Raw genomic sequence first — 26,086 nt, 5'->3', positions numbered from 1 at the left:
GCAGCGGGTGCCCCTTTGGCACGCGAGCCTCAAGATCCACGTAGGAAAACAGCTGAGAAGGCCGAAAATCCGCACCGCGCATCCGCATCTATCCATTGCCAATCACGATGTCATCATCCAACCAGGATTTGAGCGAAAAAACCAGCGGGTTATTCAGCAGCCTGTTAAAGCGTTTCCAGGCGAACTGGACACCGGTTCGCCGTTAGGAACCGCGACAAATCAACTATTTAGAGCGCGTCGAGTTATTCAGTAAAAACGAGACGTGCTTTAAGAGACTGTTCTGACCATTTCGGTGGAATAATTGAACCCGAAGAGACCGGCAAAGACGCCGGTCTCCTTTTTTGAGCGCGCCACAAAGCCCGACCGCTCGTAAAGCGCTTTTGCTCTGGGATTGGTGTCAATCACATCCAGCCGGACCTTTTTCAGGTCACGGCTTCTCGCCTCAGCGCAGATTGCCTCCAGCAATACACTGCCAACCCCCTGTCCGCGTGCCTCCTCGGACACGAAAATTCCATCCATCAGCAGCGTGTCAGGCTCAAGATCCCGTGCAAGGCACTCCAGCAAAAGCCCGCGCCACAAGCCACCGAACCAGCCATAGACTGCGGCGGTATCCTTCAATTTGCCGTCCGCCAGCGCACCTTCACTCGTCTTGAAACCGGCCATGCCGAGCAGCCTGCCATCCGGAGCCACGGCACTCAGCGAAAACGCCGGATTGAGCACGCTTTCAAAGAAGGCAAGCGCCCTTTCGTCAGGGCCAAGAAACTTTCCGAGTTTGCCGGAAAACGCCTGCCAGAAGAGCAAAGCTGCCCGCTTGCGGTGTTCCTCGGAGAACCCGCGCCTGATTTCAAAATCCACCATGAAGCTTGTTTACCGGATGACCACGGCGGTTCCCGTGGCACTGACCATCAGCATCGACCCACCTTGTCCCACAGTTTCATAATCGAGATCCACGCCGACAACAGCGTTGCCGCCAAGGCGATGGGCTTCCGCCGTCATTTCCTCAATGGCAATCCGGCGAGCCTTGGCCAGTTCTTCCTCATAGGCTGCAGACCGTCCGCCAACAATGTCCCGAATGCCTGCAAAAAGATCCTTGAAGATGTTGGCACCGAGGATCGCCTCGCCGGTGACCAGACCCTTGTACTCGACAATGTCCCGGCCCTGCAGTGTCGGCGTTGTGGTAACGATCATCAGCTTGCTCCTTCAGATTGCAATATTCTCCAGATAGGAACCCGCCATCTGCCCCGCAAGGCGTCTAGCGGTGATGGAGAATGCGTCCGATGGTGTTCATCAGGATCTGTGCCGCCAGAATGCCGGTAGAGCCGGTCGGGTCATAATCTGGAGCCACCTCGACAAGATCCAGCCCCGCAATGGTCCCCCGCTTTGCCAGTCCGTCGATCAACTCCAGCACTTCATAGTAGTTAAACCCGCCATGACTGGGCGTCCCGGTTCCCGGTGCAATCGAGGGATCAAAGGCGTCGATATCAATGGTCAGATAATAGCGCTTTCCTTCCGGAATACGGGCAAGCATCCCGTCGACGCCGAGTTTGCGGAAATGTCGGACAGACTGGATGTCCGACCCCATGCGCCGGGCATCCTCATACCCTTCACGGGCGGTAGAGGAGACATTGCGAATGCCGATCTGGGTGAGGCCGGTGACATAGGGTTTTTCAGCCGCCCGCCGCATCGGATTGCCATGGCCATAGCGCACGCCATGCCGTTCGTCGACAAAGTCAAGATGGGCATCGATCTGAACGACATGGATCGGCTGCTGGTCATCAAAGGCATTGATGCAGGGAATGTTTATGGAGTGGTCCCCGCCGAGGACAACAGGAAGTGCTCCTGCTTTCAGGATTTTCCGGACACCAGCCTCGATATTCGCGTGGCTGCGGATCGTATCGGTGTGAATGATATCCGAGTCGCCGATATCGACAATCCGGGTCGTCTCGGCGGGAAGATAGGTAATATCATCCTCGAAGTCATAGGCTCCGCCGTGGCCGAAGGAAAACAGGGTAGACGCCTCGCGGATTGCCCGCGGCCCCATGCGTGCGCCGGATCGCCATTGGGTTCCGAAATCAAACGGTGCGCCCAGAACCGCCACATCTGCATCAATGGCATCCCAGTCCGGCTGATAAGGGTATTTTCCGAATGTACAAATACCGACAAAGGGCAAGTTCAACCTGCCGCTCTCATATCCGTGTGCCATGAAAAAGGCCCTCCCAAACCGTGTTCGGGAGAGCCTAGATCATTTTTTCGGTATTTGTCAGCGAACGTCGAGGAAACCGATGATCTTACGGACTTCCTTCAGTACTGGCTCGGCGATAGCTGAAGCCTGTTCTGCACCTGCCTTCAGCACCTTGTCGATTTCTGTCGGATCAGCCGTCAGGCGGCGCATCTCGTCGGTCATCGGTGCCAGTTTCTCAACCGCAAGATCGGAGAGCGCCGGCTTGAAGGCCGAGAACTGCTGTCCGCCAAAGTCCTTCAGAACCGCTTCCTTGGACGATTGGGAAAGGGCGGCGTAGATGCCAACCAGATTGTCCGCTTCCGGGCGATCCTTCAGGCCGTCCACTTCGCTCGGCAGGGCGTCCGGATCGGTTTTTGCCTTGCGAATCTTCTTCGAGATCGCGTCGGCATCGTCGTTCAGGTTGATGCGGGAGAGGTCCGACGGATCAGACTTCGACATCTTCTTGGTGCCGTCACGCAGCGACATGATGCGGGTTGCAGGGCCTGCAATCATCGGCTCCGTCATCGGGAAATAGAGATATTCCGGCAATTCGGGAGACGGCGTGGGGTTCGGCACACCAATGCCGAGCTCCTTGATGCGCTCTGCAAAATCGTTGTTGAACTTGGCCGCAATGTCGCGCGTCAGTTCCAGATGTTGCTTCTGGTCATCGCCAACCGGCACATGGGTTGCGCGATAGGCCAGAATGTCTGCCGCCATCAGGTTCGGATAGGCGAACAGGCCAACGGATGCATTTTCCTTGTTCTTGCCCGCCTTTTCCTTGAACTGCGTCATGCGGTTCAGCCAGCCCATGCGCGCCACGCAATTGAAAATCCAGGCAAGTTCAGCGTGCTCGCGCACCTGGCTCTGGTTGAAGATGATCGACTTTTTCGGATCAATCCCGGCGGCCATATAGGCGGCGGTTACCTCACGCGTGGCATCGGTCAATTCCTGTGCATTCGGGAAGCTGGCCGTGATGGCGTGGGAATCGACCACACAGAAAATTGTCGGCATCTGGTCCTGCAGCGGAACCCAGCGGGAAACCGCGCCGAGATAGTTGCCGAGATGAAGATTGCCGGTCGGTTGCACGCCGGAAAAGACGCGTGGCTGAAACTCAGTCATGAAGACATCCATTGTTTGACAGGGCCGGTTGGAAGGGCCTGCAGGGTCTATGTGCGGAAACGGTCATAGGCAGACCGTGACGGCAATGCAAGACGGATTGCGGACAACTTGCAGAGACGGTTTATTTCCGCCGCCGGAAGGACTTGGCATGGGCGACCAGATTGCTGCCACCGGTCACCTGCGCAATGGCACCGAATGTGACGATCCCCACGACCACCAGCCCGCCTAGCCCGCCAAGGCGCACCAACAGGCTCCCGTGGGTCAAATAGGGTTGCAGATGGCTCGAGATGAGATGAACGACGACACCCATGACCAGGCTGGCGACGAGGATCAATCCGATCTTCCTCAACACGGTCAGATTTGGCGAAAAGTGCCCTCTGCGCCACAAGACGCCGACCAGAAGGCCGGTGTTGATCCATCCCGCAATGGTCGTCGCAAGGGCAATACCCACATGCTGGAACATCGGAAACAGCAACACTGAAAGGGCAACGTTTATGACCAGACCGACAGTCGCGAACTTCATCGGTGTCTTGGTGTCCTCGCGGGCAAAATAGCCCGGCGAAAACACCTTGTTCAGCACAAAGGCCGGCAGGCCGATGGCAAAGGCGGCAAGCGCTGCCGCTGTTCCCTCGACTGCCTCGGGACCGAACTTGCCACGCTCGAAGAGAACAGAAACTATCTCATGCGGAACGACCGCAAGAGCAACAGCCGCAGGCAGGGTCAGGACCAGCGAAAACTCCAACGCATTGTTGAGACTGCGTTGATACTGGTCCTCCTGACCGGACCGCAATTGGCGCGTCAGGCTGGGTAGAAGAACCACTCCAATGGCAATCCCGATCACACCAAGCGGCAGCTGATAAAGCCGGTCCGCATAATAGAGCAGCGAGTTGGCACCATCCTGCATGGAGGCAATGATCTGCCCGACCGCCACATTGATCTGAGTGACGCCTCCGGCAACAACGCCGGGAATGCCCAGTGCCAGCAACCGTTTTGCGGACGCAGTGTATTTCGGGCGGGAGACGGGAATGGAAAATCCGAGCCGCCTCAGATCGATCAGCACGACGGCAAGCTGCACGATCCCACCAACCGTGACGCCAACGGTCAAAATGATGCCGAGCGTCGTGTTGTCTTCCACGCCCAGAAAAAGAACACCGCCAAGAACGATGCTCATCACGACATTGAGCATGACGGGGGCAAAGGCTGCGGCTGCAAAACGCTGATAGGTGTTCAGGATACCGCCGATAAAGGCAAGCAGGGACATGAAAATGAGATAGGGAAAGGCAATCCGGGCCATCAGAACCGTCAGATCGAACTTTTCCGCATCCCCCACGAAACCGGGAGCCAGCGCCCAAACCACGACCGGCATGAAGATCTGGGCAAGGGCAGTCAGGACCAGAAGGCAGAAGAGAAGGCCCGATCCGATTTCACCAGCGAACCGACGCGCGCCCTCCTCGCCCTGCTCTTCCACGGCTCTGCCGAAAAGCGGTACAAAGGCCGAGTTGAAGGCCCCTTCTGCAAATAGCCTCCTGAACAGGTTGGGAAGGCGAAAAGCCACCACGAAGGCGTCGGCGACCGGGCCGGTTCCCACGGCTGCAGCCAGCAAGAGGTCGCGGACAAACCCGAGCAATCGGCTGGCAAGCGTTGCACCGCCCACCGTTGCAAAATTCTTCAAGAGGCTCATTTGCCTTGTGGCTCCAAATGGTCGCTGGCGAAAGTCAGCCGGACTGCGCCTGAGTGGATCGCCGGGTTGCCGGAGCTGATCCGCTCATGTCGATTTCGCCCTCTACCGCCGCTTCCAGCCGTTCGCGTATCACTTCCTGACGTCCAATATTGGAAATTTTCTGTCCGGTCAGGTCGGTTACGTAAAAAACATCGACAACCTTCTCGCCAAAGGTGGTGATGTGGGCGGATCCGATATTCAGGTTGAGCGTTGAAATGGCGCGTGTCAGGTCAAACAGAAGGCCGGGGCGGTCGAGACCCGTGACTTCGACAACCGTGTAGTCGTCGGAGATGGAGTTGTTGACCAGAACCTCTGCCGAGACCTTGAAGGCCTTCATGCGCGATTTGAGGGCGGCCTTTGCTGCCCCGCTGCCGCCAAGACGGGTCTTGCCCTGAAGGGCCTTCGAAATCAGGTCGGTGATACGTTGCCCGCGTCGGCGCTCGTCATTGTCATCCGGCAGTTCACGGCTGATGAAGATCGTGTCCAGAGCGAACCCGTCCGTCGTCGTGTCGATCTGTGCATCCACGATATTGGCACCCGTGGTCACGCAGGCTCCGGCAATGATGGACAGGAGGCGCGGGTGGTCCGGCGCCAGAACGGTGATTTCCGTCACACCTTCGAAAGCGTGGGGGATGACATCGAATGCCAGACTGTCCTTTGCCGCGTCCGCCTTGCGAATCAGCTCGGCGTGGGCAACCCGCCGCTCCGGGGACACCCGCAGCCAATAGGCCTGATAGTGGCGCCCGACATAGGCTTCGCGAGCCTCCTCGGGCCAATGGGCAAGCGCGTCCTGAAGTTCTGCCTTTGCACGGGCGACCACCTGCTTGTTGGGCGCGCGCGTATGGCCGCCGGTCAGGTGCGGTTCGGTTTCATAAAAGAGCGTGCGCAGCAACTGACCCTTCCAGCCGTTGAAGACGCCCGGACCAACGGCCCGGATATCCGCGACGGTCAGGATCAGGAGGAGCTTCAGCCTTTCAAGCGACTGCACGTTTCCGGCAAAGTCGGAAATGGTCTTCGGGTCGGTCAGATCGCGGGTTTGGGCGATCATGCTCATGTCGAGATGGTGCTCGATCAGCCAGGCAACGGTGTCGGTTTCGGAGTCACTGAGCCCGAAGCGCGGGCAGATCTTGCGCGCAATTCTGGCTCCGGCAATGGAGTGGTCCTCAGGCCGACCCTTGGCGATATCATGCAGGAACATGGCGACATAGAGAACCTTTCGGTTCTTCAATGTGCGGATGAGTTCGGTCGACAGCGGGTGGTTCTCGCCTGAATCCCCGCGCTCGATTTCCGCCAGAACGCCGACCGAGCGAATGAGATGCTCATCGACCGTGTAGTGGTGATACATGTTGAACTGCATCATCGCCACGACCTTGCCGAAATCAGGCACGAAGCGACCGAGAACCCCCGTCTCGTTCATCTTGCGCAAGGTGGTTTCGGGCTGGTTTCGGGACGTGAGGATCGACAGGAACAGGCGGTTGGCTTCCGGATCGGTGCGGACCTTGCTGTCGATCAGCTTCAGGGATCGCCGGATGCTCTTGTTGAGTTCCGGGTGCAGATAACACTGGTGCTTCTCGGTGATCTGGAAGGCCCGCAGAAGATTCACCGCATCGTCGGAAAAAACCTTTGGCGACGAGATGTTGAGGCGGTTGTTTTCGATAAGGAAACCGGGGTTGCCCTCCACAGGTTTCGCTCGCACCGGAGACCAGCCGGGGCGGAACCTGCGCACCAGCCTGCCGAATGTTGTCCCTTCCGGCGCCTTCACATGCTGGGTTTCCAGAGCGGCGCACAAGGTGCGGGTCAAATCACCGACATCCTTTGCAACAAGGAAATAGTGTTTCATGAACCGCTCGACATTCTGCATGCCAGGGTGCTGGGTGTAGTTGAGCTTCACAGCGATGTCCCGCTGAACGTCGAAGGACAGACGCTCCTCCGCCCGCCCAGTGAGAAAATGCAAGTGACAGCGCACCGCCCAGAGAAAATCCTCCGACTTGACCATGCGGTTATATTCGCCACGTGACAGGACGCCGAGTTTCACCAGCTCCGACTGCTGGCGCACCCGGTAGTGATACTTGGCGATCCAGAACAGGGTGTTCAGATCCCTCAGACCGCCCTTGCCTTCCTTTATGTTCGGCTCGACCAGATAACGGGAGGTGCCCTGTCGGTCGTGTCGATCGTCACGTTCCTGCAGCTTGGCCTCGATGAATTCCGAACTGGTTCCGGCCACAACTTCCTCGTCGAACCGTTTGATCAGGTCCGAAAACAGCTCTTCATCCCCCCAGATGTAGCGAGCCTCCAGAATGGCCGTGCGGATCGTCATGTCTGACTTCGACAGGCGGACACACTCGTCGATGTTTCTGGTGGCGTGCCCGACCTTCAGCCCCAGATCCCACAGGAGATAGAGGATGTATTCGACAACCTGCTCGCCCCATGGGGTCTGTTTGTAGGGAAGGACAAACAGGAGATCGACATCTGAACCGGGGGCCAGCGTTCCGCGCCCGTAGCCGCCAACCGCAACGATCGACATGCGTTCGCCGACGGACGGATTGGTAACCCGATAGACATGGTAGAGAGCAAAATCATAGATCACACGGATCAGGTCGTCCTGCAGATGGCAGAGCCGCTTGGCGCATTCCAGACCCTGACCATCCTCTTCCAGCTGATGCCGGATGGCTTCACGGCCTTGCTTCATGGCCGTCTTCAGTTCACCCAGAACCTTGGTGCGAACTTTCATATCCGCACCGTTGCCATCGCTGTCTCTGGTCAGGCCCGTCAGCGTATTGCGAAGCGCATCTGCATCGATGACGTGATCTTTCAAGGAAAATTCTGCTTTTTTTGAAGCTGGCATGCGGCAACCACGGGCGTTGGGACAGGTGTCCGGGATCGGAAAGGAACTTGTCCAAAATTGCAAGCCCCAACTCTCGCCGGGGCATTCACTGCTCCGGCGTCACACACCATCCTTTGCGGCGACAACCCTGAGCTGGTGCAGGAGGTGACCCAGAGAGTCCGGAGACAGGCCGCCGATTTTCAGGGCCAGCTGGTTTGCCAGTTCCGTGGCCTTCGGGTCCATCCCGGATGTCTCGATTGTCACCTTTGGATCTGACAATTCCGCAAGGCGCTGGATTTCCTCTGCCTCGTCCCAGATGACGTTGAAATAGGCGATGATCCGCTGAACCATGAACCAGGTCGGCTTGCCACGCTTGCCGTGCTCAAGCGCCGACAGATAGGCACTGGAAACCGCCAGTTCGGACGCCATTTCCTTCAGGGACACTCCCCGTTTGGTTCTCAACTCGCGAATTTTGGCGCCAAGCGGTGTCACGTCTCACCTTTTTCGTCTTATTCGCACATAGAGCGCACCCGAGCCGCCATGGGCTGCGTGCGCCTCTTCATATCCCACAATCAGCGTCCTGATGTCCGGCATGGCCAACCATTGGGGCACAACCCGCCTGAGAACGCCGCGTTCGTCCATAAAACCACGTCCTTCGCCCCCCTTGCCAGTAATCACAAGGACTACCTTGTGGCCCTTTGCCTGGCTGCGATACAAGAACGCCCGCAATGCGCCATGAGCCTGATGCTGGGTCATGCCATGCAGGTCAATCCGTGCCTCGATAGCCTTGCTTCCCCGAACGAGCTTCTTGCGAAATCGGTGCTCCAGCTGGTGAAGGGGTGGTGGCTTGGGTACTGGCGGAACCTTCGGCGTTGCAAGCAAGGCGGTGTCTGTACGGCTCTTTGCCTCAACTGACGCCTGTGGGGATGGTTCGGCCTCCGGCTCTCCAAGATCCGTCGGCATCCTGTCTGGAGACAATGGGGTCAGCGTGCGGGTGACCCGCCCCCAAAGTTCCCGATCCTCAGGCGAGAGGCTCCCCCGTTTCTTCCGCCGCCCGCTGGTCATGACGCCTCGTTGAGACGCGCAAGAAACCTGTCCACGGCTTCATTGGGGACCAGAACGACCATTTCAGCCGGATGCCGGATTTCCCCCGCAAGTTGTCCGGCTTTCTCACCGGAGCCGACAAAGATGTCGCCGCGGGCCGCGCCCTTGATCGCCGAACCAGAATCATCGGCGATCATGGTCCGTGCCCTGGGCGCAGATCCGGCAGCAACATGTGCTCCGAACCCTTCGGACGTTACAAAAACCGGGAGGCCAAAAGGTATGTATCGCGGATCAACCGCAAGGCTGCGTCCGGCTACAAGCGGCAAATCCGCTGATCCGATCGGACCGTCCTGCGGGTTCACGATCTCGATTTCCCGAAAGAAAATGAAAGACCGGTTCTGGCGGAACAGCTCGTCCTGTTTGTCCGGGTTGCTGGTCAACCACTGGCGCAAGCCGGACATGGTGAGCTGTTCCGGCGTTCCCTCGCCACGCTCGACAAGTACGCGAGCAATGGAAGAATAGGGATGACCAGTCTTTCCGGCATAGCCAACCCGCATGACGCTGCCATCTTCAAGACGCAGGCGAGCCGAGCCCTGCACATGAACAAAAAAGGCGTCAATCGGATCCTTCAGGAAGACCAGCTCCAGATTTTCTGCAGCAAGCGCCCCATCCATGATCGCTCCCCTATCGGGAAGCGGCTCCAATCCAGCCCCGGTTTCGCGCCCGTGGGCAAGTTCGCTGGGCCAGTCTGCCGGCCTGTTTGCGTCAGTTATGGCAACAAGCCCGTCGGGCTTTGCCAACAGAGAAGCGGGATAATCGGAACTATGCGACCGGGATGCGGCAAGCTCCGGCTCGAAATAGCCGGTAACAAAGCCCGTCTTCCGGAAGGCCAAAGGGATGAAATTTTCTTCGAAGAACCGGCGAGCGCCGCCTTTGTCCAAAGCCCGTGAAGATGCTTTGGCAGCGCGGTCACAGAGATCAGCAGAGGGAAGAAGAAACCTGTCGTCCTTTGTATTGGCCCGGCCGCAGAAGCGCAAAAATGCGGAAAGGGCGGCGACGTGATCGTCTTCCGACCATCCGCTCATCTGCGAAAACGAGATTTCCCGAACGTGTCCGTTGTCTGCCATAGCCGCCGAGGTCCCGGAGAACGTGGCCGCGACCAGACCCAGCGCAACCAGAAGGACGTAACCGGAACCGGTCATTCTGCCGATTCAGTGGCCACCAGTTTCCAGTTAGGGTCGCGTGAATTCGTATCACGGGCGTAGGTCCAGATATCGACGACTTCAGTGACCTTGTTCGGGTCGCCATCCACCACTTCACCATCCTTGTCGCGGGTGGCGGAAATGAGCTGGCTTTGAACCTTCACGGTGACCTGCGCCATGCCATCCTTGAGAGCGGCTTCGACGATTTCGGCCTTGTCGATGCCGACAAAGGTGGATTCAATGGTTTCGCCACGCTTTTCGCGATCATCAATGGCAGCAACAAAGCCATCGAACACCTCCTTCGAGAGGAGCTGCTTGAGCGACTTGCGATCGCCTTCGGCAAAGGCCATCACGATCATCTCGTAGGCAGCGCGTGCGCCTTGCAGGAATTCCTGGGGTTCGAAGCTGCGGTCAACGGACAGGATCTGTTTCAGAGCCTGATTCAGTGCGGTGCCCTGCGGAGCCACCTTGTCGATGACAACATCGCCATTATCCTCACGCTCCTGAACACGGGTCTCATGACCAGCCTCTTGGCCTGGCAGGGGAATGACATTGTCTGTCTGACGTCCGCCCGCCGGCTCATTCGAACCGTTGTCCTCGCGCCGTGAATAAGGGTCGAACGGCGGCCGTTCGTTGCCGGTTCGCTTGCCCAGAACCGATTTCAGGCGGAAAAGAATAAACACTGCCAGGGCCAGGAAAATGATGTTGTATGTGTCGAAAATCTCATTCATTTCGTTCTACCGGCTCGATGATCGTGTCAGTTAGGAGGATAGTGCACAGCTACCGGACCAAAGACTAGGCCCTGACTGCCAGCATTGCTAGTTATCTAGGCGTTCTTGAACCAGTATCCAACGGCAAGAGCAAGAAGGTTTTTGCAACTAACCCCACAAGCAGAGCCGCAAGACGGGCATCAGGTCTCGAATTTGCGGTCGAAACCACCTAATTGTAGGGTATCATACCAGACGTCGGAGTGACCGTGGGACTTTATATTCTCCTTGCCATCATCCTTTTGCCCCTGATCGAAATCGCCGTTTTCATAGCGGTTGGACAGGCGATCGGCATCTTCCCGACGGTTCTCCTGACCGTTCTGACCGCCATTGCGGGAACATTGATGCTGCGCCAGCAGGGTTTGTCGCTGGTGGCTCGACTGCAGAATGAGCTGGGCGCGGGAAAGGTGCCGGAAGCGGAAATCATGCATGGAGCCATGATCGTGCTGGCAAGTGTCTTTCTGCTGATACCCGGATTTGTGACCGATGCGATCGGTCTTCTTCTGTTCGTGCCTCCTGTTCGAGAGGCACTTGCCCGGTTTGTCATCTCCCGGTCGAATGTGGTGATCGTCAATCCGGGTGCGGGCCGCCGCAGCGGCGATCACGTTGTCGACCTGGATGAAGCCGACTGGACATCAAAGAGTGGTGGGGCAGATGCCTCTGCAGACGGCGCAACTGACGGACAGGTTCGCATCAGCCCGTGGTCGGAAAGCGGGAACACTACCAAAGATCCCGGCAAACCTGACTAGCGTCCTTGCCTTGAAGGCATCTACACGTTCGGTTAATCAAACAAGAAAATATCACACTACCTCGGCACTTTTTCCGGTCATTAACCATGCCGTTTAACGGTTGTTCTGGTATTATATATTACCGTCCATAATTACTATTTGCGGATTGGGCGGATGACCAAAGAAAACACACGAGTGGATTGGGTCGATACGGCGAAAGGCATTTGCATTGTCTTTGTCGTGATGATGCATTCCGTGCTCGGCGTCGAAAATGCAGCCGGGCAACAAGGCTGGATGCATGTGGTCGTTGCCTTTGCAGCCCCTTTCCGCATGCCGGACTTCTTTCTCATCTCCGGACTTTTTCTGGCCAATGTGATCAATCGGGACTGGCGGCTCTACCTTGATCGGAAAGTCGTCCACTTTGCCTATTTCTATGCGCTGTGGATGAGCATCCAGTTCTTGGTAAAGGCTCCGGTCTTCGCTGCCGAAATGGGCTGGCAAGGCACCGCATGGCTGTATCTTTGGAGTTTCATCGACCCCTTCGGGACGCTCTGGTTCATCTATATCCTGCCGATCTTCTTCGTTGTCTGCAAAGCTGCTCACAGCGCACGAATTCCCTGGCAGGTCGTTCTTGGCATGGCGGCTCTCCTTCAGATGGCGCCTGTCCATACCGGCTTTCTGCTTGTGGACGAGTTCGCCAGCCGGTTTGTCTATTTTTATGCTGGTTACGTGTTTGCGCCAAAAATCTTCGAGTTGGCGCAGTGGGCCCGCGAGAGAACGGCCTTGAGCCTTGTCCTCCTTCTGGTCTGGGGACTGGTCAATGGAGCTGCTGTCTTTGGAGGCTGGTCAACATTGCCAGTGGTCTCCCTGCTCCTTGGGGCGGCAGGGGCGGGGGCGATCATCCTTGCAAGCACATTGATCGTGGAAGCCGGCAAATTTGATGTCCTGCGCCATTTCGGCGAGAACTCAATCGTGATTTACCTTGCCTTCTTCTTTCCCATGGCCGTGTCACGGGTTCTGCTCCTGAAGTTCGGGCCACAGGACATTGGAACGATCTCTCTGGCCGTGACCATACTTGCGGTCATCGGACCGATGGTTCTGTTCTGGATCATCCAGAAAACCGGACTGGGGTGGTTCCTGTTCCGGCGGCCCAGATGGGCCTATCTCTCGGGTACGTATCGAAGTCGACAAGAGCCGGAAATGGCCAGCTGATGCGACTATCTGAATTGACATTTTTCTTGAGGCGAATTGCAGGGCGAACATGAACAGAATCCTTGAAAAGACGGAGCGTTTTCTGGAAGACGCCGCAAGGGGCAAGGTGGACACCCATGCCATCTCCTGGTTCGCGACGAGCGCGCTCAGCGGATCGAATATTCCCTTGAATTCCGACCTTGGTTACGAGCTGTCGACGCTTGCGAACATGGCCCTTGGACCGGAGCATATGCTGGACCGCTATCAACTGGTCCTGACGCTTCATCGGCTGAAATACTGGGCCGACGCAAAACGCATCTCCGATCAGGAGCGGGCTGCCGGATAATCGCGGTCTTTGACCGACAGGGATGTTGCTGCACATAAAATCCGTCCTGCGGTTTATTCCCCCTTCCATCTGACCGACGCTGCGGGCATGATCCGCGCCATGTCGACGCAAAATTCCTCCCCCTCCCTTTCCGAAAACGACCATCTCATTCTGGTGGATGGTTCCACATTCATTTTCAGGGCCTATCACGCGCTGCCGCCACTGACCCGCAAGCCTGACGGTCTGCCGGTGGGTGCGGTTTCCGGTTTCTGCAACATGCTCTGGAAGCTGCTTCAAGAAGGCTTGACCCCGGAGGAGGGCGACGAGCCGACGCATTTTGCGGTCATCTTTGACCATTCTTCGAAAACATTCCGGTCTGACATCTATCCCGAATACAAGGCCCAGCGCCCGGAGCCGCCAGAAGACCTGATCCCCCAGTTCGGCCTGATCCGCCAGGCAACACGCGCCTTTTCGGTTCATTGTGTCGAACAGGAAGGGTTTGAGGCCGATGACCTGATCGCGACCTATGCCCGTCAGGCCACCGACATGGGGGCCCGGGTCACAATCGTCTCCGGTGACAAGGACCTTATGCAGCTGATCGGCCCGAAGGTCGGCATGATCGACACGATGAAGAACAAGGTGATCGGTGAGGCGGAGGTTTTCGAGAAGTTTGGCGTTGGACCGGACAAGGTCATCGAAGTCCAGTCTCTTGCCGGCGACAGCGTCGACAACGTTCCCGGTGTTCCGGGCATTGGCCTGAAAACAGCAGCCCTTCTGATCAACGAGTTTGGCGATCTGGAGACACTTCTGACGCAAGCGGAAACCATCAAGCAGAAGAAGCGGCGAGAAAACCTGATTGAATTTGCCGAGCAGGCACGCGTCTCCAAGCTTCTTGTCACCCTGAAGCAGGATGTGCCTGTCGAATTGCCGGTTGCAGAGCTCGCCGTTTCGGAAATCGACGGACCGAAAGCTGTCGGATTCCTGAAAGCCATGGGCTTCACCACGCTGACAAAACGCGTTGCCGAAACAACCGGCGCGGAAGTGGCCAACATCGAGGCCGACGAGTTTGAAGTGCCCGGTTGGGATGTACCGGACCATAAGGGACGGCAAGCCGAACGGGCAGGAGGCGCGCCGACAGCCTCCTCGGTGTCTCCGGCAGCTGCGGCAACAGCAGACACCTCAGGCATGATGACGCCGCAAGGCCTTGCCGAGGCGAGGGCGGAAGCTGCCCAATCGTCAACGATTGACACCAGTGCCTATGAACAGGTCCTCTCAACAGACCGGCTCAAAGCATGGATCGCGGATGCCTACGAGACCGGTTTTGTCGCCTTTGACACCGAGACAACATCGCTTGATGCCATGCAGGCGGACCTTGTCGGGATTTCGCTGGCAACTGCTCCGGGCAAGGCCTGCTACATCCCGCTTAGCCATGTGGATGGCGAAGGGGATCTTCTGGGTGGGGGCGGCCTCGTTCCCGGCCAGATCCCTATGAGCGAGGCCCTCGATCTTCTGAAGCCGATGCTTGAAGATCCGGCCGTTTTGAAAATCGCCCAAAACCTCAAATATGACTGGCTGGTGATGATCCAGCGCGGCATTGACGTCAGCCCGTTCGATGACACGATGCTGCTGTCCTATACGGTGGATGCTGGCAAGGGCGGCAATGGCATGGACGAATTGTCCGAGCGCTGGCTTGGCCATAAACCGATCCCCTTCAAGGAGGTTTGCGGTTCGGGCAAGTCAATGATCACCTTCGACAAGGTGCCGCTTGACAAGGCAACGGCCTATGCCGCCGAGGACGCCGATGTGACCTTGCGCCTTTGGCAGGTGTTGAAACCGCGCCTTGCGTCTGATCGCATGGCAGGCGTCTACGAAACACTGGAACGCCCGATGGTGCCTGTTCTGGCCCGCATGGAACGGCGCGGCATCGCGGTGGACCGGCAAATGCTGTCCCGCCTTTCCGGAGACTTTGCCCAAGGCATGGCAGCGCTGGAGAGCGAAATCCGTGAGATGGCCGGCGAAAGCTTCAATATCGGCTCTCCAAAACAGCTCGGCGACATTCTCTTCGGCAAGATGGGTCTTCCCGGCGGCAAGAAGACCAAGACCGGCGCCTGGTCGACATCTGCCTCTGTTCTGGACGACCTCGCCGCCGAAGGTCACGAACTGCCCTCGAAAATCGTCGAGTGGCGGCAGCTTTCCAAGCTGAAGTCCACCTATTCCGATGCTCTGCCAGGATACATCAATCCGTCCACGAGCCGCGTACACACGTCCTATTCGCTGGCAGCGACCACCACCGGGCGTCTGTCGTCCTCCGAGCCGAACCTGCAGAACATACCGGTTCGTACGGCAGAGGGACGCAAGATCCGCAAGGCCTTTGTGGCCGAGAAGGGCATGAAGCTGATTTCGGCCGACTACAGCCAGATCGAACTGCGTGTCCTTGCCCATATGGCGGATATTCCGCAGCTCAAAAAGGCCTTTGCGGACGGTCTGGACATTCACGCCATGACAGCGTCGGAAATGTTCGGAACACCGATCGAAGGCATGGACCCGATGGTTCGCCGCCGGGCCAAGGCGATCAATTTCGGCATTATCTACGGCATATCTGCCTTCGGCCTTGCCGCCCAGCTCGGAATTTCCCGCGGCGAGGCAGGTGACTATATCAAGACCTATTTCGAGCGGTTCCCCGGCATCAAGGACTATATGGAAGCAATCAAGCGGGAAGTGCATGCCAACGGTTATGTGACGACCATTTTTGGCCGCAAGGCCCATTATCCGGACGTGAACACCAACAACCCGAACATGCGCAATTTCTATGAACGCGCGGCGATCAATGCCCCGATCCAGGGATCGGCCGCAGATATCCTGCGCCGGGCCATGCTGCGCATGGAAGATCGCCTTTCCGCAGCGCGGCTTGACGCTCAGATGCTGCTGCAGGTGCATGACGAACTGATTTTCGAGGTTCCCGAAGATCAGGTCGACGCCACGATCCCGGTCGTCCGGGATGTCATGGAAAATGCCTGCGATCCGGTTCTGAAACTCTCGGTCCCCCTGCAGGTCGACGCCCGCGCTGCCGACAATTGGGACGAGGCTCATTAGAGCAGAAACTTTGATGCTCAGTTTATGATTTCAGCGATGATCGGTGTCGTGAGGTTCGTTTATTCATCATGTCCAAGTTTATTCTTTGGTCTGCAAGAAGGTTTGGCCGGTTCGGGGTACTGATATTCGTAATTCCTTCTTATGGGATCGTTTTTCTCTGGCTACCACTTCTGGATATCCATCTTGGCTGGTTTTTCGGTTTAGCCCTTTTCATGATTCCTCTCTTTGGCCTGGCAACAGCCTTGCTGTTGGGCACGCTTCTGGCAGGCCAACGGAAATTCAAGGGTAAGGGACTTTCAAAATCCGATGCTCCTGGACTTTGGAAAGCTTGGGAAGAAATCGCTGGTCCAAAAATTGCCAGACGGACGGTGATGTTGCTCAGTGGCGAACTGAACGCTGGACTTGCCACGCAGAGGAGGTTCTACGGCCTTCTTGGCAACCGGACCATTTTGGTAGTTGGTATCCCTCTTCTGGCCATTACCGATATGGCGTCCCTGCGTGCGATCCTCGCTCACGAAAATGCCCATTTGCACTTCAAGGATGTTAATGGCGGCCTTCGACTTGCGGAGTTCGAACGGTCCGTAGAATTCGTTTTCGAATACGCCCCACCTGACCAGACAATCTCGGGAATGGTATTGCATGCCGCCCTTGGCTGGTTGTCGGGTCCATTGGCGAAAGAGGAAATTCGACTAAGTCGCGAAGCAGAATATAGAGCAGATCGGTTTGCGGCTGATGCTGGTCAAAAGGAAGAAGTTGCTCGGTTCCTTGCACTAATATCTGCGGCTGCGCTGATGCTTGATGAAGAAGTTCATCAAAAAATCGACATCGAAATGATGGGGGCAATGACGCCACCAAGGCCACCTCTGGAACGGATCATCGAGACTGCACGACGACTGTCTGATCCAGACGTCATTCAGCGCTATGGTGCCAAGGCTTGGGCGGAAGAAGATCGCCCTGAGAGCGATCATCCATCCGTCGCCCTGAGGTTAAATGCGCTGGGATATGATCGCTTTCCCGAGATTGAACCTGTTATTCGTTCAGCCATTTATGAAGTGATCGAAAAATCGTTTCTTCAGGAGGCAGTTGCAGACCTCGACAGAAACTGGACGAACACTGCGATTGAATGGATTCAAGGATAGTCGCTCGTTTGAGCACCACTCGTTCCTTCTTTGTTCTTGACAGAAGTTAATTGTCGTTTACCAATATCACAACCTTTGCGGGAGTTTTGATATGGTAAGCCGCGTGACGACTGTCGCCTTTCAGGGCATTGAGGCGGTTCCGGTGGATGTTCAGGTGCAGGTTGGTCCGGGCATGGTCGCCTTCACGATTGTCGGCCTGCCGGACAAGGCGGTTGGCGAAAGCCGCGAGAGGGTGCGGGCCGCGCTGCATGCCTCCGGGCTTGCCCTCCCAGCCAAGCGAGTTACCGTCAATCTCGCTCCGGCAGACCTGCCCAAAGAAGGGTCGCACTACGATCTTCCCATCGCGCTTGGCGTCATGGCTGCCATCGGAGCCCTTCCGGCGGACCAGCTTCAGGACTATGTGGTCCTTGGCGAACTGGGACTTGACGGAAATCTGGCCCCTGTCGCCGGGGTTCTGCCTGCCGCCATGGGTGCAAACGCATTGGGCAAAGGACTGATTTGTCCGAAGGAATGTGGCAGCGAGGCTGCCTGGGCAGACCGCGAGATGGATATCCTTGCGCCCCGCTCGCTCATTCAGCTGGCCAACCACTTCAAGGGCACGCAGGTTCTCTCCCGTCCGGTTGCAAAACTGCGGGGGCAGGGCGTGGGGCTGCCAGATCTGGCGGATGTGCGCGGGCAGGAAAGTGCCAAACGGGCCCTCGAAATCGCCGCAGCTGGCGGCCACAACCTTTTGATGGTTGGTCCTCCCGGAGCCGGGAAATCCATGCTCGCAAGCCGCCTTCCGTCCATCTTGCCGCCACTGGAACCACGAGAGCTTCTGGAAGTCTCCATGATTGCCTCTCTGGCCGGAGAGCTGGCAGATGGCAAGCTGACGGATCGCAGGCCCTTTCGCGCGCCGCATCATTCGGCATCCATGGCGGCCCTTGTCGGCGGCGGCATGCGGGCAAAACCGGGCGAGGTGTCCCTTGCCCATAACGGCGTCTTGTTTCTCGACGAATTGCCGGAATTCAACCCGCAAGTGCTCGACAGTCTGCGCCAGCCGCTGGAAACCGGCGAGGCCGTGATCGCCCGGGCAAACCATCGGGTCAGTTATCCCGCACGCATTCAGCTGATAACCGCGATGAACCCTTGCCGATGCGGTCATGCCGGAGAACCGGGCCACCAGTGCAGCCGGGGCGTGAAATGCCGTGCGGACTATCAGGCGCGCCTTTCAGGGCCTCTTCTGGACCGGATTGATCTTCGGATCGAAGTCCCTGCCGTCACCGCTCGTGATCTTATCAATCCAGGAACGAGCGAGGCGTCTGAACATGTTGCCAGACGGGTGGCTCAGGCTCGGGCGATACAGGAAGATCGCTTCAGGCGGCAGGGCCTCGCGATGCGCACGAACGCCCATGCTCCTGCTGGCCTTCTCGACATGCTGGTTCCCCTGGATACAGCGGCCAGAACCTTCATTGGCGAAGCGGCCGACACCCTTGCCCTCAGTGCGCGCGGTTATCACCGGGTCTTGAAGCTGGCCCGGACCCTTGCAGATCTTGATGGTCTGGAAACAGTTGGTCGCATTCACCTTGCAGAGGCCTTGAGCCTGCGGGGTGAAACCCTCTTTCGTCAGGCTGCCTGACCTGCAAAAGCAGACCGTCTGCCGGGTTTGACCATGTCCTTTTTCCGGCAGACAACGGTTTATCAAAGTTTTGCGCCGAGACTGACATCAGTATCGACTGTTGTGAGTATCGGAATTGAGTCTTCAGTCCAAGAAACCGTCCTCTGCCCCGGATCCCGAGTCCAGCGAGGAAACCGGCTCCGCGACGCCTTCAAAGGCGGCAGGGGACTCGCCTTCCGTACATCCGCCTGCAAAGGCCGATGATCACCGCATCACATCTGATATGTCTTCAGAAACGGAACTGGATCAGGCTCCATTTCCGCGCAAGGTTCTTCATTTTCTTGCTATTACCGGGATGTTGGCCGGGGTTCTGGCCGCCTTTTTCTTCCTGAGTGCTCCATCGCCGCTGCGGCTGTTTTCTGTCGCTGCTGCCTTCTTTGCCGGCGGGCTCGCCGTCTGGCGTCTGATGGAAGATGACATGCAGCGCAGCGCTGCCGCCACGGATGCGAAGGATGACAAGATCCGCCGCCTCATGGACCGCTGCGAGGAACTGGAAGACAGAATGTGGGAGCTGCGCGAATCCGACGAGCGGCAGGCCAGCATTCTTGGAACCCTGGGCGACGTCATCATTCGGCGCGATACGAACGGCGAGATCGTCTACGCGAATGCGGCCGCGCGGGAAACTTTTGGCGATGCCAGTGCCCCCCGCATCGGTGAGCCTTTTTCACTGGCCGGGCTGTCAGTCCTGCCCGAGACCACCGGGTCCGAACCAAAGCAGACCGGATCAACGATGGGATTTGGCGATTTGCAGCTGAAGACTGTTCGCGGAGAGCGCTGGTTCTCCCGCCTCGACAGTCCGGTTCGCGATGCAATCACTCAACAACCGCTTGTCCAGACGGTGCTGCGGGACGTCACCGACCGACGCATGATCGAGGAAGAATTGCTCGCGGCGCGGCATTCCGCCGAAAGCTCCAACGAGGCGAAGTCCCGCTTTCTTGCCACTGTCAGTCACGAAATCCGCACGCCTCTAAACGGCATTCTCGGGATGGCGACGCTTCTCAGGGACACGCGTCTCACCAAGGAACAGATCGCCTATATCGAAGCTCTGGAAACATCCGGCGAAACCCTGCTGTTCCTGATCGACGAGGTGCTGGATTTCTCCAAGGTCGAAGCTGGCAAACTCGATATTCAAAAAGCGCCGACACGTCTGTCTTCGCTCGCCGACAGTGTCGTCGAGCTGCTGGCCCCCAAGGCGCATGCAAAGGGCCTTGAGATCGGCTCGCGCCTCGACCCGGCCTTACCCGATGTGGTGACGGTCGACGCGACGCGTGTTCGCCAGATCCTGTTCAACCTTGCCGGCAACGGCGTGAAGTTTACCGACGAAGGCGGCATTTCCATCGAAATAGACGGGACTGCCGATGCAGAAGGCGGAAGCCTCCTGAAGATCCGCGTGCGTGACACCGGGATCGGCTTTGACGAGAAGGAAGCCGATCGCTTGTTCGAGGAATTCGAACAGGTCGACCACGGTCCGGCCCGCAAATTTGGCGGAACGGGGCTGGGCCTTGCCATCGCCCAACGCCTTACCAAGCTCATGGGCGGCGATATCCGGGCAAGTGCCGTGCCCAATGGCGGCGCCCAGTTCGAAGTCACGTTGCCAATCCCCGAGGCTCTCCGTGATCCTGCCGATGATGCGAAGACACGTTATAAAGGCCGTCATGTTCTTCTAATCGGCACCAAGGGCGTCGAGTGCAGGCTCATTGCGGACCGGCTTCGCCAACAAGGTGCAAATGCCGATATCTGTGCGCCCGGTGCCGACGGGCTCGATGACCTTCTGGCGGCAACCGACCTTGTTCTGGTCAGCAATGCCTGCGTTGAAGACAGCGGCGCCTGGATTGCGACCGCCCGCCTTGCCGGATGCGACGCCCCTGCCGTCGTGATGATTTCTCCTTCTGAACGCGAACGCCTGCAGAGACTGCGGCAGGCGGGATATGGTGCTTATGTCATCCGACCTGTGCGCTCGGAGACTTTGGAACATGTTGTTTCCGGTCTTCTGGAAAACAACGATGCCGACCGTCTGTGGGATGCGGAGGTGACCTATCAGGAAGGCGGATCTCCGGGCACGACAATCCGCCAGACCGTGCGCCCCCTGAAGCTGCTTGTGGCCGAAGACAACGACATCAACCGCCTGCTTTGCGAGGCCTTGCTGCGCAAGCTTGGCCATGAAGCCGTGATGGTCGCCGACGGTGAGAGCGCCGTTGCTGCTGCGGCACAGGAAGAGTTCGACCTGATCCTCACCGATCTCCATATGCCCGGTCTCGACGGTCTGGAAGCGATGCGGCAGATCCGGATTCAGGAAGAAGCCCTCGGCAAGACGCCGGTTCCCTTCGTCATCGTATCGGCCGATGTCATGGAAGATGCCCGTGAAAAGGCACGCGACATCGGCGCACTCGGCTACATCACGAAGCCGTTGACCGAAGATGCAATCCAGACGGCACTTTTGAAAATTGCCGAGGCAAAACCTGCCTGATTTTCAGGTTCTTACCAAAAATTCGGCCTTTCAGATCGCCCTGTTCCGATGCGGCTGTCATTGTTCTGTTGGAAATATATGGTTTACCATACTGTAAATCGGATACTGTGATGGCTATGTGTTAGGCACATTTTCTCGTTCCGAATTGTCCAGGGCCTGCCGGACCAGTTCGGGAGGCACAGATCAGAGCAGGGACTGGTGACCCATGATGCGGTCAGGATTATTCTCGCCAAAGAAACTGGTACAAAAATTCTCGCCCGTTGCCCGGTTCAAGGCCGCAACGCCCGCAGCAATCACGCAGCCGGGAAGTTCGGTGGCCTTCAAACCCGGACACAGTTTTGGCAGGATTGGCGCGCTTGAGGTTCGGATCGCAAAAGGGTCCCGTGAAATCCGGAAAGCCCAGCAGCTTCGCTATCACGTATTCTATGAGGAAATGTCGGCAATTGCCGATGCGCAGACTTTGGCGACCCGCCGCGATTCAGATCCCTATGACGCCTATTGCGACCACATGCTGGTGGTGGACCACAGCTCGCTGAAGCGGAACAAGATCGGCCAGCTGAAGCCGGAAATCGTTGGAACCTACCGCCTTTTGCGGCAGGAGGTGGCCGACCGTCATGACGGGTTCTACACCGCTGGCGAATTCGCTATCCAACCACTGATCGACGCCAATCCGGGCAAGCGCTTTCTCGAATTGGGCCGGTCCTGCGTCCTCAAGCCTTATCGTAACAAGAAGACCGTCGAGCTGCTTTGGCATGGCATTTGGTCCTACGTCCTGATGCACAATATCGATGTTATGGTCGGATGCGCGTCCCTGACCGGGACAGACCCCCAGCAACTGGCGACCCAGCTGTCGTTTCTCCATCATACTGCTGCCGCGCCTGACGCATGGAGTGTTTCCGCGCTTCCCGAGCAATATGTGAACATGAATATTCTACCGGCTGAGGATCTGAACCCGAAAGAGGCCTTGCGAGCGCTTCCGCCGCTGGTCAAAGGCTATCTGCGCCTTGGGGCATTTATCGGTGACGGGGCAGTGATCGATCACCAGTTCGGCACAACGGATGTCCTGATCATCCTGCCGGTGTCTGAACTCAATTCCCGTTATGTGAACTATTACGGGGCCGACGCCAGCCGATACACCAGCTGACGCCGAGATCAGGGCCTATTTGCCTTGGTCAACCGGCTGAGGACCGTCATACCCTTCAACGACGATGAGATCACCCGTCGCTACCGGAAGGCGCAGCGCCAGTGCTCGTGCATATTCGGGAGAGCGATAGCAGGCGAGTGCGGTCTCGTAGCTGTCAAACTCGATCACCACATTCCGTTGGCGAGCGGAGCCTTCCATTGACGTGAATTCGCCGCCCCGCACCACAAATCGCGCCCCATATTTGGCGAATGCCTCTGCATTGGCCTCGATATAGGCCTTGTAAGCCTCTGGATCAGACACGTCGATACGACCAATCCAATACCCTTTTGCCATGATTGCTCTCCCTTTTTTCTGAATTCCTGTCATGGGAGGGCCATCACATGACCCTTAACGCCCCGTTAATTCGCCTCAATCTATTGTCACCAAGGGGACAACGGCATTTCTGCTGATTTATTGGTATTGGGTAATCGGATTTTCGATGGCAAGCAAAGGGAAGCGCGGTCAAAAGATCGAACCGTCCTTCGATGGATCTGACCGGGGCAAGCTGAACGTGCGTCCATCCTCGCAGGACAGGGCTTCGGAAGGCTCTGCCGGCTCCAAACCTGCGCGCAAAAAATCCGCCAAGTCCGAAAAAGGAAGCAGTGATCGACGAAAGACCGGTGGCCGATCCGGTGCCAATCGCCGCAAGAAGGGCAAGTCATCAGGCTCTTCCGGCGGTTTCATTCCCTGGCTCTTTCGAAGGACATTCTATTGGGGTGCCGTGCTTGGCATCTGGGCCACAATCTTTGCTGTTGGCGTGGTCGGCTATTATGCCGCCTACCTGCCTCCGAAGTCCGAATGGGCGGTTCCTGACCGTCCACCGAACATCAAGATCGTCTCGGCAGATGGAGAGTTGCTCGGCAATCGTGGTGACACGGGGGGTGAGGCCGTGCGCCTCGAGCAATTGCCGCCTTATCTCGCCAACGCTGTCATAGCCATTGAGGACCGCCGCTTTCGGTCCCATTTCGGGCTGGATCCGGTTGGACTTGCCCGCGCAGTGGTCACAAACCTGACCTCTGGGCGCCTCGTGCAGGGTGGGTCCACGCTCACGCAGCAATTGGCGAAGAACCTCTTTCTGGAGCCGGACAGAACACTGAAGCGCAAGATCCAGGAGCTCGTGCTCGCCCTGTGGCTGGAAGCCGAGTATTCCAAGGACGAGATCATGGAGATGTACCTGAACCGGGTGTATCTCGGCGCGGGGGCCTATGGTGTTGACGCGGCTTCCCGGCGCTATTTCGGCAAGTCGGCCCGGCTTGTCACGGTTTCGGAAGCCGCCATCCTTGCCGGTCTCTTGAAAGCCCCGTCGCGTTATTCCCCGGCGAGGAACCCCGATCTGGCGACGGAACGCGCCGAACTGGTTCTCGCAGCCATGAGCGAAGAGGGCTATATCACCGCCGAGGAAGCACGGACGGCCATTGCCGCTCCGGCTACAGTCGTTACACGCCACACGACCGCCGCGAAAAACTATGCCGCCGACTGGGTCATGGATATGTTGCCCCAGTATATCGGCTCCATCGACACGGATATCATTGTCGACACGACGCTCGACATGACTATGCAGCGCGCCGCAGAGGATGCGCTTCGCAAAGGCCTTGCCGAAAACGGCTACAAGCTCGGGGTCTCGCAGGGCGCCATCGTCACCCTTGACACGGCCGGAGCGGTCAAGGCCATGGTAGGCGGCGCGGATTATGGCAAGAGCCAGTTCAACCGTGCCACAAGCGCCAAGCGCCAGCCGGGCTCAGCCTTCAAGCCATTTGTCTATCTGGCTGCGCTGGAACATGGCCTGACCCCCGATACCATTCGCCAGGACCGTCCAGTCACGTTCGGCAAATGGTCGCCAAGGAACTACACAAAGGAATACTATGGTGACGTGACGCTGACGCGTGCGCTCAGCCTGTCTCTCAACACGGTGGCCGCACAGCTTGCCTATGAAGTCGGGCCACCCCGTGTGATCGAGACGGCAAAGCGACTCGGCATCAGCTCCGAGCTGACGAGCAACCTCTCGCTGTCTCTTGGCACTTCGGAAGTCACCCCGCTGGAGATCGCCAGCGCCTATGTTCCCTTTTCCAATGGCGGATACGGCGTCATTCCGCACATCATTCGCCAAATTCGGACCATTGACGGCAAGTTGCTCTACGCCCGCACCGGCGACGGCCGGGGCCGTGTTGTCGCCCGAGAACATGTCTGGCAGATGAACCTGATGATGAGCCAGACGCTTTTGACCGGGACGGCCCAGAAGGCCAAGCTGGCCAGTGGGCGGGCCGCCGGCGGCAAGACTGGTACCAGCCAGAAATCCCGCGATGCCTGGTTCATTGGCTATACCGGAAACCTTACCACGGCCGTCTGGCTTGGAAATGACGACAACTCGCCGACAAAGAAGGCAACAGGGGGAACCCTGCCTGCCGAAATCTGGCGCAATGTCATGGATAGCGCGCATGAAAACCTGCCAGTCGCCGAGTTGCCGGGCGTTGGCAGTGCCGCGCTTGTTGTCGCCACTCCCAAACCTCGCGCCCCTCGTCCCACCGCGTCTGCCGGCGCGCGCGGCGACTGGGTTGGACCTCCCCCCGGCGAGAGCGAAGGTGGCCCGTTGAACCTGTTCAAGAGCCTGTTTGGCGGATAGTTTCCCCTATCCGTAGGCGTGGAGGGTTGCGCCCTTTTCCTTGAGCCATTTTCTGGCTTCGGGCGTCTGCGGTGCGAGCTCACGGCAGATCTTCCAGAACCGGTCCGAGTGGTTCATTTCCCGCAGATGTGCCACCTCGTGGGCTGCCACATAGTCCAGAATGTCCGGCGGAGCCAGGATAAGGCGCCAGGAAAAGGACAGGCGTCCATTGGCAGCGCAGGATCCCCATCGGCTCGTCGTGTCTCGAATGCTGATCCCGGCAACCTTGCGCCCGACCTTTTCCGCATGGAATGTGCAAGCTTGCGTCAGGTCCTTGCGAGCCTCCTCCTTCAGGAAACTCGTCAGCTTGCGGGCCAGATGCTCGGGCGCTCCTGGAACAAGTATGCGCGCCCTATCCCCTTCACTTGAAACAGAAACAAGTCCCCGCAAGCCGCCCGTTGCAACGATCAGATGGTCGGCTCCGCGAAATGGGATGACGCTGCCATCCTGAAACGGCGTCTGGTCCGGCTTCTGACTCAATCGCGACAAGAGCCAGTCGATGTGTTGGCGGGCAAAGCGTTCGGCTCGTGACGCGTCGCCGGATTTCGGCACGGTCAGCACCGGGCCAGATTGGTCTGCAGGAATGCGAAGGAGATATCTCTGTGCGCGATTGTCGCGCCGCAGCCGGATCTGGACGTTGGTATCGCCCGACGTCAGCGTCAGATGATCGGGAAGGGGCGGGCGGGTGACCTTGAAGCGCATGAAGGTTCTGTTTCGAATCAGGTTCTCTAGCTCACAATACCCTCG

22 protein-coding genes are annotated in these 26,086 nt (G+C 57.9%); 10 read left to right on the top strand and 12 right to left on the bottom strand.

All coding sequences use genetic code 11. From position 1 onward, the window contains the following. A partial coding sequence (locus F0155_RS23635; RefSeq protein WP_204934391.1) for a hypothetical protein occupies nucleotides 1-253 on the top strand: 253 nt, incomplete at its 5' end. A gap of 14 nt (nucleotides 254-267) precedes the next feature. Here the strand turns inward: F0155_RS23635 and F0155_RS04940 are convergent. From F0155_RS04940 to F0155_RS04895, 10 genes are all read right to left on the bottom strand, one after another. Further along, entirely contained in the window at nucleotides 268-858 is a 591-nt protein-coding gene (locus F0155_RS04940) for a GNAT family N-acetyltransferase (RefSeq protein WP_150523359.1), read from the bottom strand. A 9-nt stretch (nucleotides 859-867) separates the two neighbouring features. Next, nucleotides 868-1,188, bottom strand: a complete 321-nt coding sequence (locus F0155_RS04935; protein ID WP_150523358.1) for a heavy metal-binding domain-containing protein — start codon at nucleotides 1,186-1,188, stop codon at nucleotides 868-870. Nucleotides 1,189-1,252: 64 nt separating this feature from the next. Continuing rightward, entirely contained in the window at nucleotides 1,253-2,203 is a 951-nt protein-coding gene (gene speB / locus F0155_RS04930) for an agmatinase (RefSeq protein ID WP_150523357.1), read from the bottom strand. Nucleotides 2,204-2,260: 57 nt separating this feature from the next. After that, complete coding sequence (trpS, locus tag F0155_RS04925) at nucleotides 2,261-3,340, bottom strand: tryptophan--tRNA ligase (protein WP_150523356.1); 1,080 nt, start codon at nucleotides 3,338-3,340, stop codon at nucleotides 2,261-2,263. A gap of 121 nt (nucleotides 3,341-3,461) precedes the next feature. After that, nucleotides 3,462-5,021, bottom strand: coding sequence for a murein biosynthesis integral membrane protein MurJ (gene murJ, locus F0155_RS04920; RefSeq protein ID WP_150523355.1), 1,560 nt, complete (start codon nucleotides 5,019-5,021; stop codon nucleotides 3,462-3,464). A gap of 34 nt (nucleotides 5,022-5,055) precedes the next feature. Continuing rightward, entirely contained in the window at nucleotides 5,056-7,905 is a 2,850-nt protein-coding gene (locus F0155_RS04915; RefSeq protein WP_150523354.1) for a [protein-PII] uridylyltransferase, read from the bottom strand. A 99-nt stretch (nucleotides 7,906-8,004) separates the two neighbouring features. Further along, on the bottom strand, nucleotides 8,005-8,376 hold the full coding sequence (locus F0155_RS04910) for a helix-turn-helix domain-containing protein (RefSeq protein WP_150523353.1): 372 nt from the start codon (nucleotides 8,374-8,376) through the stop codon (nucleotides 8,005-8,007). Nucleotides 8,377-8,379: 3 nt separating this feature from the next. Further along, a complete protein-coding gene (locus F0155_RS04905) occupies nucleotides 8,380-8,949 on the bottom strand; it encodes a Smr/MutS family protein (protein ID WP_150523352.1) in 570 nt (189 codons plus the stop codon). Then, a complete protein-coding gene (gene mltA, locus F0155_RS04900; RefSeq protein ID WP_208999130.1) occupies nucleotides 8,946-10,130 on the bottom strand; it encodes a murein transglycosylase A in 1,185 nt (394 codons plus the stop codon). The genes F0155_RS04905 and mltA overlap by 4 nt, the downstream gene beginning before the upstream one ends. Further along, nucleotides 10,127-10,861, bottom strand: coding sequence for a Tim44/TimA family putative adaptor protein (locus F0155_RS04895; protein WP_150523351.1), 735 nt, complete (start codon nucleotides 10,859-10,861; stop codon nucleotides 10,127-10,129). The genes mltA and F0155_RS04895 overlap by 4 nt, the downstream gene beginning before the upstream one ends. Nucleotides 10,862-11,106: 245 nt before the next feature. On the opposite strand from F0155_RS04895, the gene F0155_RS04890 reads away from it, so the two are divergent. The 8 genes from F0155_RS04890 (at nucleotide 11,107) to olsB (ending at nucleotide 22,641) form a co-directional block, all read left to right on the top strand. Then, a complete protein-coding gene (locus tag F0155_RS04890; RefSeq protein WP_192913753.1) occupies nucleotides 11,107-11,646 on the top strand; it encodes an FxsA family protein in 540 nt (179 codons plus the stop codon). 153 nt (nucleotides 11,647-11,799) lie between these two features. Next, entirely contained in the window at nucleotides 11,800-12,837 is a 1,038-nt protein-coding gene (locus F0155_RS04885; RefSeq protein WP_150523349.1) for an acyltransferase family protein, read from the top strand. Nucleotides 12,838-12,886: 49 nt separating this feature from the next. Beyond that, nucleotides 12,887-13,162: a hypothetical protein gene (locus tag F0155_RS04880; protein ID WP_150523348.1), complete on the top strand. Its 276-nt coding sequence runs from the start codon at nucleotides 12,887-12,889 to the stop codon at nucleotides 13,160-13,162. A gap of 87 nt (nucleotides 13,163-13,249) precedes the next feature. Next, nucleotides 13,250-16,234 (top strand): DNA polymerase I, encoded by a 2,985-nt coding sequence (gene polA, locus F0155_RS04875; protein WP_150523380.1) that lies wholly within the window; start codon nucleotides 13,250-13,252, stop codon nucleotides 16,232-16,234. 68 nt (nucleotides 16,235-16,302) lie between these two features. Then, entirely contained in the window at nucleotides 16,303-17,373 is a 1,071-nt protein-coding gene (locus F0155_RS04870) for a M48 family metallopeptidase (protein WP_150523347.1), read from the top strand. Between the two features lie 91 nt (nucleotides 17,374-17,464). Continuing rightward, nucleotides 17,465-18,991, top strand: a complete 1,527-nt coding sequence (locus tag F0155_RS04865) for a YifB family Mg chelatase-like AAA ATPase (protein WP_150523346.1) — start codon at nucleotides 17,465-17,467, stop codon at nucleotides 18,989-18,991. Nucleotides 18,992-19,106: 115 nt separating this feature from the next. Next, nucleotides 19,107-21,497: a PAS domain-containing hybrid sensor histidine kinase/response regulator gene (locus tag F0155_RS04860; protein WP_208999129.1), complete on the top strand. Its 2,391-nt coding sequence runs from the start codon at nucleotides 19,107-19,109 to the stop codon at nucleotides 21,495-21,497. A gap of 208 nt (nucleotides 21,498-21,705) precedes the next feature. After that, on the top strand, nucleotides 21,706-22,641 hold the full coding sequence (gene olsB, locus F0155_RS04855; RefSeq protein ID WP_204934389.1) for a l-ornithine N(alpha)-acyltransferase: 936 nt from the start codon (nucleotides 21,706-21,708) through the stop codon (nucleotides 22,639-22,641). A 15-nt stretch (nucleotides 22,642-22,656) separates the two neighbouring features. On the opposite strand, the gene F0155_RS04850 is transcribed toward olsB, so the two are convergent. Then, entirely contained in the window at nucleotides 22,657-22,974 is a 318-nt protein-coding gene (locus tag F0155_RS04850; protein ID WP_150523344.1) for a DUF1330 domain-containing protein, read from the bottom strand. 145 nt (nucleotides 22,975-23,119) lie between these two features. On the opposite strand from F0155_RS04850, the gene F0155_RS04845 reads away from it, so the two are divergent. Beyond that, nucleotides 23,120-25,300, top strand: coding sequence for a transglycosylase domain-containing protein (locus F0155_RS04845; RefSeq protein WP_150523343.1), 2,181 nt, complete (start codon nucleotides 23,120-23,122; stop codon nucleotides 25,298-25,300). Between the two features lie 6 nt (nucleotides 25,301-25,306). Here the strand turns inward: F0155_RS04845 and F0155_RS04840 are convergent, their stop codons facing one another. Further along, nucleotides 25,307-26,041, bottom strand: a complete 735-nt coding sequence (locus tag F0155_RS04840; RefSeq protein ID WP_150523342.1) for a M48 family metallopeptidase — start codon at nucleotides 26,039-26,041, stop codon at nucleotides 25,307-25,309. Nucleotides 26,042-26,086 lie beyond the last annotated feature (45 nt).

The sequence above is a fragment of the Roseibium sediminis genome (assembly GCF_008711325.1).
GTDB classification, from domain to species: Bacteria; Pseudomonadota; Alphaproteobacteria; order Rhizobiales; family Stappiaceae; genus Roseibium; species Roseibium sediminis.
Note: the sequence above shows the minus strand (reverse complement) of the source record. Positions and strands in the feature narration are given on the sequence as shown.